Raw genomic sequence first — 16,978 nt, 5'->3', positions numbered from 1 at the left:
TAGGTGATTAATTTGATAAATTACGAAGTATTAGAAAAAGATTTAAAAAGTAAAAAGTTTAGCAATTCTTACATTTTATGTGGAGTAGACGAAGAATTATTAAAAGAAGGGGTTAAAAAGATAATTAAGCCATTTATAGACAAAGATACAATGGATTTTAACTTTGTTAAATTTGATGGTATGAAATGCACTGTGGATGAAATAATAAACGCATCAGAAACCTTACCTTTTATGGGAGAAAAAAAGGTTGTTGTTGTCTATAGAGCTGCATTTTTAAGTGATAAATTAGATAGTGCAAACAAAAAGGCTTATAACGAAATGAAAGAATATTTAAAAGATGTTCCAAGTAGCACGGTTTTAGTTATGTATTATTTATTTAATGATAAAAGAGATACAGCTAAAAAGAATAAAAATATTATGGCTTTAGATAAAATAACTACAGTTGTATCTATAGATAAGCTTAGAAGAGATGGGTTTAGTAAAAGAATAGAAGAGTATTTTAAGAAAAACTCTGGAAATATAAATAAAATAAACTTAAAATATTTATGCGAAAAACTTCCTATGAATTTAGATATTTCTAAAAATGAAGTTAAAAAGCTAACAGATTATGCAAAGGGAAGGGAAGTAACTAAAAAAGACATAGATCTACTTATACCAAACAAAAGTGAAGACGACGTTTTTGATTTAGTAGAATTTATTTCAAATAAGAAAACTGAAAAAGCTATTGATGTTTTAGATGAACTTTTATTTAAAGCAGATCAACATATGCTAATAATTACCTCTATAGAAAATCAATTTAAAAGACTTTATGATATAAAACTTGGGATGGAAAGTGGAAAAAGACTTAAAGATTTTATAGGAGAACTTAGGCTTCCTCAGTTTGTTATAGAGAAATTAATAGCACAGAGCAATAGATTTTCTGTTAAAGGGTTAAATGAAATCTTAAAGTTATGTCTAGAAACAGAGGGAAGGCTTAAAACTTCTTCAGTGGATAAAAAAACAGAATTAGAATTACTTTTGTTAAATATAGCGATGGTAAAAAGATAACAAAAAAAACATCTAAAGGGTTGTCCTTTAGATGTTTTTTGTTTAACATAGGTCATAAAAAGTAAATAACCGACCGTTAAGGTCGGTGTATATTACTATGCCATAGCTTTAACTTTAGCAGCTAATCTTGATTTCTTTCTAGCTACCATGTTCTTGTGAAGAACTCCTTTAGAAGCAGCCATATCTAGTGACTTGTTAGCTTTAACTAATAAAGCGTTTGCTTCTTCAGCATTGTTAACATTAACAGCTTCTTCAAACTTCTTTATAGCAGTTTTAACAGCTGATTTAACCATTCTATTTCTTAAAGTTTTAGTTTCTGTAACTTTAATTCTTTTCTTTGCTGATTTTATGTTTGCCATTCGGTTTCACCCCCTTGAAATTTTATAGGGCCTCTCGCAGTTTTTTGGGGAATCTGCGCACGAGTTTAATTCAACAAACCATATTATAGCATTGAAACCTAATAGATTCAAGTATTAAATTCAAACAAAGAGGAAAAATAAATGAGAATAGAATAAATGATGAGAGGTGAAAGTATGATAAACGTACGAACTGACTTAGCTGTAGAGGCTAACGAGGACTATAAAAAAGTTCATAAAAGAGAGATAGATGGTGTAATTATAAACGAAGAAGAAGGAGAAAGTGCGAAAATTACAGAGGTAAAAATTACAAATAAGGAAGGTTCTGTAAAACTAGGGAAACCTATAGGAAATTATATAACAATAGATATGCCAGAACTTACTATGTATGATGGCGAAATAATGGATGATGTTTCAGAAATTGTAGGAAAATATATAAGAAAACTTGTAAACATGGATTCAGAAAAAACAGGGTTAGTTGTAGGTCTTGGAAATAGGCAAGTAACTCCAGATGCTTTAGGTCCTAAAGTTACAGACAGCATAATGGTAACTAGGCACTTAAAAGAAGTTATGCCAGAAGCAATTGATGATGATGTAAGACCTGTTTGTACTATAGCACCGGGAGTTCTTGGAATAACAGGGATAGAAACAGTTGAAATCATTAAGGCACTAGTTGAAAAGATCCACCCAGACTTTGTTATATGTATAGATGCCTTAGCTTCAAGAAAGATACAAAGGGTAAATAGAAGCATTCAAATAAGTGATACTGGAATATCACCAGGGGCTGGAGTTGGTAATCATAGACTTGAAATAAACGAAAACAGTTTAGGAGTTAAAGTTATAGCAATTGGAGTTCCAACTGTAGTTCATGCTGCAACTATTGCAAACGACAGCATAGATTTAGTTATAGATAATTTAGCTTCTTATGCAAATAAAGATTCGGAGTTTTATAAACTTTTAACTAAAATAGATAAAGAAGAAAAAAGTATTCTTATTAAAGAAATATTAAATCCTTTTATAGGTGATTTAATTGTTACTCCTAAAGAAGTTGATTATGTAATAGATTCTTTAGCTAAAATAATTGCAGTAGGAATTAATATTGCAATTCAACCTAATTTGGATTTAGAGGAGATAAATAAATTTACAAATTAAATAATAATTATGTCAATCCTCTCATATACATAAAATGTAGCGGTGAGGAGGAGAGGATTTGTGGTAGTTCAAAGAGTAAATAGTGGTAATCAAAAGAGCGGTTTGGATTTTGGAATAGTAGTCATATTAATATTTTTAATTATATTTTTAAGTAGATGTATATCTATAGTTTCAAAAAACACAGAAAGAGGGGGATTAGCATACGTTCAAATGCTAAATTTCTCACTTCCAGTTATAGAAACCCAAGTTTACAACGAGGGTGCATACTTAGAAAATGATTATTCAATTAAAAATATAGCTTTAGAAGCACTAGGCTTAGAAGATATAACAACTGAAAGGATTTTAAAAAGTGAGATGCCGATGCTTTCAGATTCATTAATGTCTTTAGACGGTAAATTAGTAGAATACTCTGAGTATAAACTAGGTGAAGGAAGTATTTCAAAATATGATAAGACAGAAGTTCCAAAGGGAATTCATGATGACTCTTTAAAAAAGGAATTAAACAAAAGTAAGCCAGAAGTTTTAATTTATCATACTCATTCAGCTGAAAACTATGCAGAATCTAAAGGACCGACAGATAATAAAGACCAAAACGTAGTTGGGGTTGGTGAAGTTATTGAAAAGGAACTTGAAGAAAGATATGGAATATCTGTTATTCACGACAAAACTAAACATGACGTTTCATATAATGATTCTTATGACAGGTCTCGTGAAACTGCAAAGAAATATTCAGATAAATATGGAAATTCATTTAAACTTGTAGTAGACCTTCATAGAGATGGAGGTAAAAACAAAAATGCATTTACTCAAAATATAAAAGGAAAAGATGCAGCTAAAATTATGTTTGTAACAACTAGAAATAGTAAAAAATTTGAAAAGAATAATAAAGTTGCAAACGATCTTCAAAAGCTTACGGAAAGTACTTTCCCAGGGTTAACAAGAGACAGGATGATATATAATAATGGTATCAATGCATTTAACCAAGATATATTTGATAATAGTGTTATTTTCGAAATAGGTGCAAATATTAATACTTCTTCTGAAACTCAATACACAGGAGAGCTTATGGCTAGAGTTATAGCTGAGTATATAAATGGAAAATAATGAATAAAAAATTTTAAGAGGGTTACCATTAATAATACAGATTATTATTAAGAGGTGACCCTTTATGAAAATTAAAAAAGGATATGTATATATTTTTATTCTATTTATGTTTATAATATCTATTATAGGAATAATACAAATTAATATTATAAATACAAAAGCGCTTTCCCCTATAGGAAACACTAAAGATAACTATGAGATGATAACTTTAGAATTCGGAGAAGATTTTGATAAATTCATTCAAGACAATGCATCACTTAAGATTTATGAAGGTGATGATGGAGTTTTAGTAAATTTAGATGATTTATCTTTTAAAATAAAAGAAGAATCTCCTATAGTTAATAGAGTTAAAGATATAACTATGCTTATAACAGAAAAAGCATATAAAGTTTTTGATGGTATAACTGATTGGATAGCTAGTTTGATAAGCTAGTAGTTTAATTGTTGACAGTTATATGTTAGTGTATGTTATAATTTAGCTTGACTTTGAAATTATGGGGGTGAAATAACTGCTTTTGTAAAGAAGAAAGGCAGTTTTGCATATGAAAAATGATAGACAAAAGTATATTAGAAACTTTTCTATAGTAGCACATATAGACCACGGTAAATCAACCCTTGCGGATAGATTATTAGAAAAGACAGGAACTCTTACTCAAAGAGAGATGGATAACCAAGTTTTAGATAACATGGAACTTGAAAGAGAAAGAGGAATTACAATAAAATCACAAGCAGCTAGACTTATATATAAGAGAGAAGAAGACGGAAAAGAATATATTTTAAATCTTATAGATACTCCGGGGCACGTAGACTTCACTTACGAAGTATCAAGAAGCCTTGCAGCCTGCGAGGGTGCTGTACTTGTAGTAGATGCAACTCAAGGGATACAAGCTCAAACTTTAGCTAACTGCTACTTAGCATTAGATAATGATTTAGAGATAACTCCAGTTATAAATAAAATTGACTTACCATCAGCTAGACCTGATGAGGTTAAAACTGAAATTGAAGATGTTATAGGTATTCCAGCAGATGAAGCACCTATGATATCAGCAAAAACAGGATTAAATATCGGAGATGTGTTAGAGGCTGTAGTTCGTGATATTCCAGCACCTACAGGAGATGATGAAGCTCCGCTTAAAGCTTTAGTATTTGATTCATATTATGATACTTATAAAGGTGTTGTTTGTTACGTTAGAGTTATGGACGGAGTAGTTAAGCCTGGAACTAAGATTAAGTTTATGGCAACTGATAAAACATACGATGTAACAGAAGTTGGAGTATTTACTCCAGGAATGATGCCTATTAAAGAGTTAAGAGCTGGAGATGTTGGATACGTAACAGGCTCAATTAAAAACGTTAAAGATGCTAGAGTTGGTGATACTATTACTGAAAAGAATAGAGAAACTAACGAGGCACTTCCAGGATACAAACCTGCAATTCCTATGGTTTATTCAGGTATCTATCCAGTAGATGGAGCTAAGTATGAAGAACTTAAAGAAGCACTTGAAAAGCTTCAAATAAATGATGCTGCATTAAACTTTGAACCTGAAACTTCTATAGCTTTAGGATTTGGATTTAGATGTGGGTTCTTAGGATTATTACATATGGAAATAATTCAAGAAAGAATAGAGAGAGAATTTAATTTAGATATTATAACAACTGCACCATCAGTTATTTATAAAGTTAAAAAGACTAATGGAGAAGCTTTTGATATAACAAACCCAAGTAATCTTCCAGAACCAAGTGAAATTGATTATATGGAAGAACCGATTGTTAAAGCGTCTATAATAACTCCAACAGAATATGTTGGTGCTATAATGGAGCTTTGTCAAGAGAGAAGAGGGACTTATCTAGATATGCAATATCTTGAAGAGACTCGTGCTGTAATAAATTATGATATTCCTTTAAATGAAATAGTTTATGATTTCTTCGATACTTTAAAATCAAAAACTAGAGGGTACGCATCATTTGATTACGAATTTAAAGGATACGAAAGATCTAAATTAGTTAAGCTTGATTTATTATTAAATGGAGATGTAGTAGATGCTTTATCTATGATAGTTCCAGAAGAGAGAGCTTACAAAAGAGGTAGAGGAATAGCTGAAAAGCTTAAAGAAATAATTCCAAGACAAATGTTTGAAGTTCCAATTCAAGCTGCAGTAGGTTCAAAAGTAATAGCAAGAGAAACTGTAAAAGCTATGAGAAAAGACGTACTTGCAAAATGTTATGGTGGAGATATTTCAAGAAAAAGAAAACTTTTAGAAAAGCAAAAAGAAGGAAAGAAGAGAATGAGACAAGTGGGTTCTGTAGAAGTTCCACAAGAAGCATTCATGTCTATCCTAAAAGTGGATTAGATTTTAGCAGAGGATTTATATTCTCTGCTTTTTTTAATGTATGGGAAAGTATAAAATTCATAGTTAGAATAATCTTGGATTTAAGTATTGAAATAAGGGGTTTGAAATTAAAAAAGATGCTACTAGATAGCGAGGAGAAAGACACTTTTTTAACATAAATAAAAATAACAATATAGAAAATTTATATTTTCGAATATATATGTATTCTTAGGAAAATATGGATAAAATCTTAATAATAAATAAAGAGTTATTAAGAATTGTAAAATGAGTTATTTTATATGGTATAATAGCGTCATTAGATATATTTTGGGAGGGATTATATGTTTTTAAAAGAATTTAATAAGGGCGAGGCTATTGCATTTATGAACTTAGTAAAACTTTTCTCAGAGGTTGATAAAGATGTAGCTAGAGAAGAAAAAAGATTAATAAAGGATTATTTGAAAGAATTAGATTTAAAAGAAAATGAAATTACTGATTTAAGCTATGATGAGCTTATGAAAATACTAAAAGTTATGACAGAGAGACAAAGAAAAATAGTTTACTTTGAACTTGTAGGTTTAGCTTTAGTTGACGGCAAATATGGTGATGATGAAGTTGACTTTTTAGATAAAGTTGCTATTGATTTAGATATAAATAGATCGAAAAAGATTGCCTTTGCAAATTATTTCTATAACTTTAAAGAAATTCATGATTTCTCAGTTTTAGAAACTGAAAATTTAGAATTAGAATCATTAAAAAGAGAAGCTGAAACTTTATTATAATAAAGTTTTATATATAGTTAAAAGAGGCTAAAGTTTTTTAGCTTCTTTTTTAATGTATATAAACTATAAAATTTATAGTTACAACAGGCTTGAGTTTGAGAATTTAAATAAGGATTTTCAAATTAAAAAAGAAAGGTTATTAGATGGCGTGGCAAGAGCCACTTTCTTTAATGTATATAAACTATAAAATTTATAGTTACAACAGGCTTGAGTTTGAGAATTTAAATAAGGATTTTCAAATTAAAAAAGAGAGGTTATTAGATAGCGTGGCAAGAGCCACTTTCTTTAATGTATATAAACTATAAAATTTATAGTTACAACAGGCTTGAGTTTGAGAATTTAAATAAGGATTTTCAAATTAAAAAAGAGAGGTTATTAGATAGCGAGGCGAAAGCCACTTTTTTATAGGTTTGCTATCTACTAATATATAGATATATAATTTTAATTAAGAAAATAAAAATTAGGAGTGTATTTATGAAAGAACTATCATTATATGTTCATATACCTTTTTGTAAATCTAAATGTTTATATTGTGATTTTCCATCTTATGGTGGAAAGGATCATTTAAAAAAAGATTATGTATTAGCTTTATGTAAAGAAATAGAGGAAAAGTCAAAAGATAAGATTATAAATACTTTATTTATAGGAGGAGGAACACCTTCTTATTTAGATGAAGAGGATTTAGAAATTCTTTTAAAAACTTTAAATAAATTAACATATAAAAAGGATGCAGAAAAAACAATAGAATGTAATCCAGGTACATTAAATAAAAAGAAGATAGAAATAATAAAAAATAATGGGATAAATAGAGTAAGTTTAGGGCTTCAAACTACAAATGATAATCTCTTAAAAGAAATAGGAAGGATTCACACCTTTAAAGTATTTAAAGAAAATTATAAAGAATTAATAGAGTGCAAAATTACAAATATCAACATTGATTTGATGTTTGGTCTTCCAAATCAAACGCAAGATGAATTTTTAAATACTTTAAATGATGTTTTAAAATTAAATCCAAACCATATTTCAGTTTATAGTTTGATTATTGAAGAAGGAACTCCTTTTTATAATTTATACGAGAAAGATATGCTAAATTTACCTAGTGAAGAAGAAGAAAGAGAAATGTATAATAAGGCTAAAAATCTTTTAGAAGAAAAAGGCTATAATCAATACGAGATATCAAACTACTCTAAAAAAGATAGAGAGTGTAAACATAATTTAGTTTATTGGAAACTAGAAGATTATTTAGGAGTAGGTGTATCATCTAGTTCTTATGTAGATGGTGAGAGGTTTAAAAATATTGATGATATAGAAAAGTATATAAAAAATATAAATGGAGGGCATACTGTAATAGAAACGAAATCTAAGAACTCAGAAAAGGAAGATATTGAAGAATTTATTTTTCTAGGTTTAAGGTTAATAGAAGGAATAAACCTTAAAGAGTTTGAAAAAAGATTTAAAGTTAGCATTTTTTCTATATATGAAGAAGTTATAGAAAAGTATATTAAAACTAACGCTTTAACTATAGAAGGAGGTAAGTTGAAATTTACTCCTAAGGGTATAGAAATTTCAAATTACATATTATCAGACTTTATTAAATAAAAGTCAAAAAAGGTGAAAAATAATTTAAAATAATTAGTAATAAAGAGTATTTTTAAGAAAATTAAAGAAAAATAAAAATAAAGGCGGTTAGACTTTAAAATTTAAGAATTTATATTATTGACAAAAAAGTTTAATCGTCATATATTTGTATTGTAGTCATTAGCACTCGTAAAGAGTGAGTGCTAACAAATAGAGGTGATGGTATGATTATTGATGACAGAAAGATAAAAATACTTGAAGCTATTATAAATGATTACATTAGAACAGGTGAACCTGTAGGTTCAAGAACAATAGCTAAAAACCATGACCTAGGAGTAGGGCCTGCTACTATAAGGAATGAGATGTCTGATTTAGAGGATTTAGGTTTCCTAGAACAACCTCACACGTCAGCAGGTAGAATTCCTTCAAGTAAGGGATATAGACTCTATGTAGATTCAATAATGGATCAACAGATGTTAAGCAAAGATGAAGAGCTTAGAATAAAGCAATACCTCATCGACTCAGCTATGCTTGAAGTTAATAAGATTGTGAAAAGTGCAAGCGAACTCCTTTCGGAGTTAACAAACTTAACTTGCATTGTAAGTACTCCATCTATGAAAATGAGTAGAGTTAAATCTATTCAGATAGTTAAAGTAGATGATAGAAGTTTACTTGCAGTTATAGTTACTGATAGCGGTCTTGTAAAAAATAATCTTATTAAAGTAAATTATGCGCCAGAAACCGGTTCTATAGAAGAGATTAATTACTTATTAAATAAGAACTTAGTTAATCTAACTATAGATCAAATAAATCTTGAAGTTATTAATAACTTAAAAGAAGATTTAGGAGGCCATGATGAACTTTTCAATGCTATACTACCAGCACTTTACAATTGCTTAAAGGAAGATGATACTTCTAGAGTATTTATGGAAGGTACAACAAATATATTCAATTATCCTGAATATAACGATATCGATAAAGCAAAAAGAATTCTTTCGCTTTTACACGATAAAGAATGTGTACTTGAATTATTAGAACCTAATAAAGATATAACTATAAAAATAGGTGAAGAAAATTATTTACCTGAAGCTAGTGAATGCTCTGTTATATCTTGTGAATACTCGTTAGGCAATAATGCTAAAGGGACTATTGGACTTATTGGACCAAGAAGGATTAATTATTCTAAAGTAATAGCGATAATGGCACAGGTCATGAACGAATTGAATAAAACCTTACGAGGTAAATCAGATAAATAAGAAAATGGGGTGTGAGCGCATGGAAGATAACAAAGAAAAGTTAGAAAACGAAGAAACGTTAGAAAACTCAGAAGAAAATGCAGAAAACATTGAAACGAATGAATTAGAAAACGAATCAAATGAAGATTTAAAAGATTCTAAAGAAGAGGTTTCAGAAAATAAAGAAGAAGAGGATGAGGTTCAAATGTTTAAAAAGAGCAAAGAGGAAATAAAAAAATTAAACAGTGAACTAGAAACTCTTAAAGACAGATTACTTAGAGTAACAGCTGAGTATGATAACTTTAGAAAAAGAACTGCAAAAGAAAAAGAAGGAATTTACACAGATGCATGTGTAGATGTACTTAAAGAAATCGTACCAAATCTTGATAATTTAGAAAGAGCAGTAGAAGCTGAGGGTTCTGTTGATGACATGAAAAAAGGTGTTGAAATGACACTAAAAGGCTTCCAAAACTCATTAGATAGACTTGGTGTAGAACTTATAAGTACAGAAGAAGGATTTGATCCTAATATGCATCAAGCTGTAGCACACGTTCAAGATGAAAACTTTAAAGAAAACTCAGTAGCTGAAGTATTCCAAAAAGGATATAAAAGAGGCGACAAAGTAATAAGACATACAATGGTAAAGGTTGCTAACTAGTTTAGAAACTTTACATTATATAAAATAAAAAAATAAAGAATTTTTAATGGCAAGGCATAAGAACTTGTTTTAAGGAGGAATAGATTATGGGAAAAATTATAGGAATTGACTTAGGAACAACTAACTCATGTGTAGCAGTTATGGAAGGTGGAGAACCAGTAGTTATAACTAACGCTGAAGGTTCAAGAACTACTCCATCAGTAGTATCTTTCCAAGCAAATGGAGAAAGATTAGTAGGACAGGTAGCTAAAAGACAAGCAATAACAAACCCAGATAAAACAATAATGTCAATAAAAAGACATATGGGGACTGATTTTAAAGTAAAAATTGATGATAAAGATTATTCACCACAAGAAATATCAGCAATGATACTTCAAAAATTAAAAGCAGATGCTGAAAGTTACTTAGGAGAAACTGTAAATCAAGCAGTTATCACAGTTCCAGCATACTTTAATGATGCTGAAAGACAAGCAACTAAAGACGCAGGTAGAATTGCTGGACTTGAAGTTTTAAGAATAATAAACGAACCAACAGCAGCAGCTCTTGCTTACGGATTAGATAAAGTAGACCACGAAGAAAAAGTATTAGTTTATGACTTAGGTGGTGGTACATTCGACGTATCTATATTAGAACTTGGAGACGGTGTATTTGAAGTTTTATCAACTAACGGAGATACAAAACTTGGTGGAGATGACTTCGATAACGCAATCATAAACCACATTGCAGAAACTTTCAAAGCTGAAAATGGAATAGATTTAAGAAATGATAAAATGGCACTTCAAAGATTAAAAGAAGCTGCTGAAAAAGCTAAAATTGAGTTATCATCATCAACTCAAACAAACATCAACTTACCATTTATTACAGCTGATGCAACAGGTCCAAAACATATAGATATGAACTTAACTAGAGCTAAATTCAACGAATTAACTCACGACTTAGTTCAAAGAACTATAGAACCAATCAAAAAATCATTACAAGATGCAAATCTTTCAATTAACGACATAGATAAAGTATTATTAGTTGGTGGTTCAACAAGAATTCCAGCTGTTCAAGATGCAGTTAAAGAATTTATCGGAAAAGATCCTTCAAAAGGAGTTAACCCAGATGAGTGCGTAGCTATAGGTGCTGCTATCCAAGCTGGTGTATTAACAGGAGAAGTTAAAGACGTATTATTATTAGATGTTACTCCATTAACTTTAGGAATCGAAACTTTAGGAGGAGTTGCTACTCCATTAATCGAAAGAAACACAACTATCCCAGCTAAGAAGAGTCAAACATTCTCAACTGCTGCAGATGGTCAAACTTCAGTTGAAATTCACATAGTTCAAGGTGAAAGACAAATGGCAGCTGATAACAAAACTTTAGGAAGATTCACTTTATCTGGAATAGCTCCAGCACCTAGAGGAATCCCTCAAATCGAAGTTACTTTCGATATAGATGCTAATGGTATAGTTAATGTATCAGCAGTAGATAAAGGGACAGGAAAAGAAGCTAACGTAACAATCACAGCTTCAACAAACCTTTCAGATTCAGAAGTAGAAGCAGCTGTTAAAGAAGCAGAAAAATTTGCTGAAGAAGATAAGAAAAGAAAAGAATCAATAGAAGTTAAAAATAATGCAGAGCAAGCTGTTTACCAAACAGAAAAAACTTTAACTGATTTAGGAGATAAAGTTTCTGCAGAAGATAAAGCAAAAGTAGAAGAAAAATTAAATGCAGTTAAAGCTGTTAAAGATGGTGAAGATTTAGAAGCTATCAAAAAATCAGTTGAAGAATTAACTCAAGAATTCTACGCTATATCATCAAAAATATACCAAGAAGCTGGAGCTCAACCAGGAGCAGAAGGATTTGACCCAAGTAACATGGGAGCAAATGCTGGATCAGCACCACACGACGACAATGTTGTTGATGCAGACTTCAAAGTAGAAGATGATAAATAATTATTGTAAACAATAGTTAATTTAAACTATAATGAATAAGGGAAGACAAAAGTCGTCTTCCCTTTTTAAAGGTTAAGAATAAATTAGGTGGTGACAAATAAATGGCAGGAAAAGATTATTATGAAGTTCTTGGCGTTGAGAAGGGTGCAACAGATGCTGAAATAAAAAAGGCGTTTAGAAAATTAGCTGTTAAGTACCATCCAGATAAGAATAAAGATAATCCAGAAGCTGAACAAAAGTTCAAAGAAATTAATGAAGCTTACCAAGTTTTATCAGATGCTGATAAGAGAGCAAAATATGACCAATTCGGTACTGCAGATTTTGATGGTGCAGGATTTGGTGGAGGCGGAGCTGGATTTGGCGGCTTTGACTTTGGAGATATGGGTGGCTTTGGTGATATATTTGATACGTTCTTTGGAGGCGGTGGTTCTTCAGGTGCTAGAAGAAATGGACCTAAAAGAGGCGCTGATTTAGAATATACTTTAAGATTAACATTTGAAGAAGCTATAAATGGTGCAGAAAAAGAAATATCTGTAACTAGAAATGAAAAATGCGCAAGTTGCAACGGAAGTGGTGCAAAAGCAGGTACTTCTCCAAAAACTTGTCCGTCATGTAACGGTACAGGACAAATAAGAGTTCAAAGACAAACTCCTCTTGGAAGCTTTGTAAGTACTTCAACTTGTGATGAGTGTGGTGGTACTGGTAAAATAATTGAAACTCCTTGTCCAGATTGTAAAGGAAAAGGTTCAGTTAGAAAAACTAGAAAGATCAAAATTAATGTTCCAGCAGGTGTTGATACTGGAAATGTTATGCCTTTAAGAGGACAAGGTGAAGATGGAAGTAATGGAGGACCAGCAGGTGATTTATACATTAAATTTATAGTTACTCCATCAAATAGTTTTGTAAGAAAAGGTGTAGATATACACACAGAAACTCACATTTCAATAGCTAAAGCAGCTCTTGGTACTGAGATAACAGTTGAAACTGTAGACGGAAATGTTAAATACACTGTTCCAGCAGGTACTCAATCAGGCGCACTTTTCAGATTAAAAGGAAAAGGTGTTAAAAAGCTAAATGGAAGTGGAAGAGGAGATCAATACGTTAAAGTTATAGTTGATATTCCTAAAAAATTAAATCAAAAACAAAAAGAAGCTTTAGAAATGTTTATGGAAGCATCAGGTGAAAAACCAGAAGGCGAACATAAAGAACATAAAAAAGGATTCAAAGATTTGTTTAAATAAGAAGTCTGTTTTTCAGACTTCTTATTTTATTTATTTAGGAAATTTATCCGCCCTAGACAGTTAGGGAAGTAAAGTGTAAAATAAAGTGAAACTTAAGTAAGAGAGGATGAAAGTAATGGAAGGAACATGGATATCAATTAGTATTAAAACAACTAGTGAAGCTATAGAGCCTGTTTCAGGTATTTTTTATGGAATAGATTGTAACAACGTATCAGTAGAGGACCCTAACGACCTTTTTAAAACTGAAAAAGGACCACTAACTTGGGACTTTGCAGATAAAGATGTTTTAGAACATAAGGGTGAGTACGCTGTAGTTAAAGGGTACTTCTCAGAAGAAGATAATATAGATAGTGTTGTAGACCTTATAAAAGAAAAGCTTATAGAACTTAAAGATATGGGGATAGATATAGGGCTTGGAGAGATAGAAGTTGAAGAAACTAAAGAAGAAGACTGGGCAAATAACTGGAAGCAATACTATAAACCTTTTAGAGTTGGAGAAAGAATCGTAGTTAAACCAATCTGGGAAGATTATGATAAAAAACCTGAAGATTTAGTAGTAGAATTAGATCCAGGTATGGCATTTGGAACAGGAGATCACGAAACTACTAGTCTTTGTATGAAAGCTTTAGAAAAGTATGTTAAAAGAGATAGTATAGTTTTTGATGTAGGTTGCGGTTCTGGAATACTTGCAATTACTGCTGCAAAGCTTGGAGCTAAAAAAGCTATAGGAGTTGATTTAGACCCTGTTGCTGTAGAATCTGCAAAAGAGAATGTTTCATATAATGATATAGATAACATAGAAATTCTTTATGGTAACTTAGTTGAAGTTATAGATGGGAAAGCGGATATAGTAGTTGCAAATATCTTAGCTGAAATAGTATGTATTTTAACAGAGGATGTAAGAAGAGTATTAAAAGATGATGGATACTTTATAAGTTCTGGTATAATCCACGAAAGAGTTCCTATGGTTAAAGAGAAACTAGAAAGTGCTGGTTTTGAAATAATAGAAATAAACAAAGATGGAGAATGGAACGCAATAGTTGCAAAAGCAAAGTAGGAGAGGAGGCTATATATGCATAAATTTTTTACACCTAAAGAAAATATTATAGATAGCTTCGCCAAAATACTTGGGGATGATGTTAAACATATATATAAAGTTTTAAGACTTTCAGAAGGTGATGAAGTAGTTTTAAACGACTGTGAGGGTCTTGAGTATTTAGCTTCTATTACTGATATTAGTAAATCGGAAGTTAATTTAAAGATAATAGAAAAGCTAGATACAAATAACGAAAGTAGAGTTAACATAACACTTTTTCAAGGGATGCCAAAGGCGCAAAAGATGGATTTGATAGTTCAAAAAGGAACGGAACTTGGAATAAGTCTATTTAAACCTGTAATAACAGAAAGAGTTGATGTTAAACTTAAAGGTGATTTTAAAAAGCTAGATAGATTAAATAGAATAGCACTTGAAGCTTGTAAGCAAAGTAAAAGAAGTGTAATTCCAAAGGTGTTAGACCCTATAACTTTTGAATCTCTTTTGGAAGAGATAAAAGAATATGATTTAGTCCTAGTTCCTTATGAAAATCAAGAAGGGTATGGGATTAAAAAACTTTCAAAAGAAGTATCAAAAGGCGATATAAAAGATGTTTGTATAATAGTTGGACCAGAAGGTGGCTTTGAAGAATCAGAAATATCAAAACTAAAAAGTTCTGGTGCTAAAATTATAACTCTTGGAAAAAGAATTTTAAGAACTGAGACTGCAGGTTTCGTTGCAGCATCACTTATTCAATATGAATTTGCTGATTTAGGAGGAATAGAATAATGAAGGTAGCATTTTCTACATTAGGGTGTAGAGTTAACGTATATGAATCAGAGGCTATGATTGAAAAATTCGTAAGAGATGGTTACAGTGTAGTTGATTTTTCAGAAAAAGCAGATGTTTATGTTATAAATACTTGTTCAGTAACTAATACTGGGGATAAAAAATCAAGACAGATTATAGGAAGAGCTAGAAGACAAAATTCTAATGCAATTATTGCAGTAGTTGGATGTTATTCACAAATAGCGCCAAAGGAAGTTTCGGAAATTAAAGGTGTAGACGTAGTCCTTGGAACTAGAAACAAAGGGGATATAGTTTACTATGTAAATAAAGCTAGAGATGAAAAGAAAGTCCAAATAGAAGTTGGGGCTGTACTTAAAAATAAAAAATTCGAGAATCTTCAAATAGAAGATTATAGAGATAAAACTAGAGCTTTCTTAAAAATCCAAGATGGATGTAATAGATTTTGCGCATACTGCTTAATTCCATATACTAGAGGAGCTGTTTGTTCTAAAGATTTTGAGGTTGTTTTAAATGAAGTTAAGCAATTAGCTGATAAAGGATTTAAAGAGATAATACTATCAGGTATCCACACAGCATCTTATGGAGTTGATTTAGAGGGAAATATAAGCCTTGTAACCCTTCTTGAAGAAATAGAGAAGATAGATGGTATAGAAAGAGTTAGAATAGGTTCTATAGAGCCTTCATTCTTTACAGATGAAGTGGTAGAGAAGTGTAAAAATATGAAAAAGCTTTGCCCACAATTCCATTTATCTCTTCAAAGTGGATGTAATGATACTTTAAAGAGGATGAATAGAAGATATACAGCTGAAGAATACGAAAAAATAGTTAATGTATTAAGAGAGAACTTAGAAGACGTATCTATAACTACGGACGTTATAGTAGGATTCCCAGGGGAGACGGATGAAGAGTTTAAAGAAACTTATGAATTCTTAAAAAGAATTAAATTAACTAAAACACATATATTTAAATTTAGCCCAAGAACTGGAACTAAAGCTGCAGATATGGAAAACCAAATTGATGGAAATAAAAAAGAAGAAAGATCTAAAAAGCTTATTGAACTTAATAAATTTAATGAAAATAACTTTACAGAGTCTTTAATCGGAAGAGAATTAGGTGTTTTAATAGAGCACGAAGTTAAGGGTGAAGAAGGCGTATACGAAGGTTATACAAAGAATTACGTTAAAGTTCATGTGCATGGAATAAAACCTCAAGATATAGGAAAAATAATAAAAATAAAAATTTTAGCTTCAAAGGGTGACTATGCAGAGGGAAAAGTGGTAGAATAGTATATAGTGTTTATAATTTAAAGGGGGTGAAAAAATGACAGACTGTATTTTTTGTAAAATTATAAAGGGTGAAATACCTTCGAAAAAAATATATGAAGATGATTTAGTTTATGCATTTTATGACATAAACCCTGAAGCCCCGGTTCACTTTTTAGTAGTGCCAAAAGAACATATACAAGGTGCAAATGATATAACAGAAGAGAATTCTAAATACATTGCACACATATTCCTTGTTATAAATAAAATAGCAAGTGAACTTGGTATTAGAGAAGGTGGATACAGAATTATAAATAACTGTGGTGAAGACGGTGGGCAAACTGTTAACCATATTCACTTTCACGTTATGGGCGGCAAAAAGATGAAATGGCCACCATGCTAGAAAAATTTCTATTATATATTGACATTCTTAGAGAAAGTGATATATAATAT

Annotated in this window: 16 protein-coding genes; 15 read left to right on the top strand and 1 reads right to left on the bottom strand. The window is 30.6% G+C overall.

Going from position 1 to position 16,978, the window contains the following annotated elements; translation table 11 throughout:
* The first annotated feature begins 12 nt into the window (after positions 1-12).
* Positions 13-1,047: a DNA polymerase III subunit delta gene (holA, locus tag INR60_RS07635; protein WP_194190986.1), complete on the top strand. Its 1,035-nt coding sequence runs from the start codon at positions 13-15 to the stop codon at positions 1,045-1,047.
* Between the two features lie 95 nt (positions 1,048-1,142).
* Here holA and rpsT read toward each other — a convergent pair whose 3' ends face one another.
* Positions 1,143-1,406, bottom strand: coding sequence for a 30S ribosomal protein S20 (gene rpsT, locus INR60_RS07630; protein ID WP_194190874.1), 264 nt, complete (start codon positions 1,404-1,406; stop codon positions 1,143-1,145).
* 174 nt (positions 1,407-1,580) lie between these two features.
* Here rpsT and gpr point away from each other — a divergent pair, with 174 nt between their 5' ends.
* From gpr to INR60_RS07560, 14 genes are all read left to right on the top strand, one after another.
* Positions 1,581-2,555, top strand: a complete 975-nt coding sequence (gene gpr / locus INR60_RS07625; RefSeq protein ID WP_194190873.1) for a GPR endopeptidase — start codon at positions 1,581-1,583, stop codon at positions 2,553-2,555.
* Between the two features lie 60 nt (positions 2,556-2,615).
* Positions 2,616-3,659: a stage II sporulation protein P gene (locus INR60_RS07620; RefSeq protein WP_194190872.1), complete on the top strand. Its 1,044-nt coding sequence runs from the start codon at positions 2,616-2,618 to the stop codon at positions 3,657-3,659.
* A gap of 64 nt (positions 3,660-3,723) precedes the next feature.
* Entirely contained in the window at positions 3,724-4,092 is a 369-nt protein-coding gene (locus INR60_RS07615; protein WP_238480401.1) for a sporulation-related protein NgaS, read from the top strand.
* Positions 4,093-4,201: 109 nt separating this feature from the next.
* Positions 4,202-6,010, top strand: a complete 1,809-nt coding sequence (lepA, locus tag INR60_RS07610; RefSeq protein ID WP_194190871.1) for a translation elongation factor 4 — start codon at positions 4,202-4,204, stop codon at positions 6,008-6,010.
* 320 nt (positions 6,011-6,330) lie between these two features.
* Positions 6,331-6,771, top strand: a complete 441-nt coding sequence (locus INR60_RS07605; protein ID WP_194190870.1) for a tellurite resistance TerB family protein — start codon at positions 6,331-6,333, stop codon at positions 6,769-6,771.
* Positions 6,772-7,245: 474 nt separating this feature from the next.
* Positions 7,246-8,370, top strand: coding sequence for a radical SAM family heme chaperone HemW (gene hemW, locus INR60_RS07600; RefSeq protein ID WP_194190869.1), 1,125 nt, complete (start codon positions 7,246-7,248; stop codon positions 8,368-8,370).
* A gap of 203 nt (positions 8,371-8,573) precedes the next feature.
* A complete protein-coding gene (gene hrcA / locus INR60_RS07595; protein WP_194190868.1) occupies positions 8,574-9,605 on the top strand; it encodes a heat-inducible transcriptional repressor HrcA in 1,032 nt (343 codons plus the stop codon).
* Positions 9,606-9,624: 19 nt separating this feature from the next.
* Positions 9,625-10,242 carry a nucleotide exchange factor GrpE gene (gene grpE, locus INR60_RS07590; RefSeq protein WP_194190867.1) on the top strand — a complete coding sequence of 206 codons (618 nt, stop codon included), beginning with the start codon at positions 9,625-9,627 and terminating at the stop codon, positions 10,240-10,242.
* Positions 10,243-10,328: 86 nt separating this feature from the next.
* Positions 10,329-12,179 (top strand): molecular chaperone DnaK, encoded by a 1,851-nt coding sequence (dnaK, locus tag INR60_RS07585; protein WP_194190866.1) that lies wholly within the window; start codon positions 10,329-10,331, stop codon positions 12,177-12,179.
* Between the two features lie 101 nt (positions 12,180-12,280).
* Complete coding sequence (gene dnaJ, locus INR60_RS07580; protein ID WP_194190865.1) at positions 12,281-13,420, top strand: molecular chaperone DnaJ; 1,140 nt, start codon at positions 12,281-12,283, stop codon at positions 13,418-13,420.
* Positions 13,421-13,535: 115 nt separating this feature from the next.
* Positions 13,536-14,477, top strand: coding sequence for a 50S ribosomal protein L11 methyltransferase (gene prmA, locus INR60_RS07575; RefSeq protein WP_194190864.1), 942 nt, complete (start codon positions 13,536-13,538; stop codon positions 14,475-14,477).
* Positions 14,478-14,492: 15 nt separating this feature from the next.
* Positions 14,493-15,242 carry a 16S rRNA (uracil(1498)-N(3))-methyltransferase gene (locus INR60_RS07570; protein WP_194190863.1) on the top strand — a complete coding sequence of 250 codons (750 nt, stop codon included), beginning with the start codon at positions 14,493-14,495 and terminating at the stop codon, positions 15,240-15,242.
* Positions 15,242-16,549, top strand: a complete 1,308-nt coding sequence (gene mtaB / locus INR60_RS07565) for a tRNA (N(6)-L-threonylcarbamoyladenosine(37)-C(2))-methylthiotransferase MtaB (protein ID WP_194190862.1) — start codon at positions 15,242-15,244, stop codon at positions 16,547-16,549. The genes INR60_RS07570 and mtaB overlap by 1 nt, the downstream gene beginning before the upstream one ends.
* Positions 16,550-16,583: 34 nt before the next feature.
* Positions 16,584-16,928, top strand: coding sequence for a histidine triad nucleotide-binding protein (locus INR60_RS07560; protein WP_194190861.1), 345 nt, complete (start codon positions 16,584-16,586; stop codon positions 16,926-16,928).
* Positions 16,929-16,978: the final 50 nt, after the last annotated feature.

It is taken from the genome of Clostridium chrysemydis (assembly GCF_015234215.1).
GTDB lineage: Bacteria > Bacillota > Clostridia > Clostridiales > Clostridiaceae > Clostridium > Clostridium chrysemydis.
Note: the sequence above shows the minus strand (reverse complement) of the source record. Positions and strands in the feature narration are given on the sequence as shown.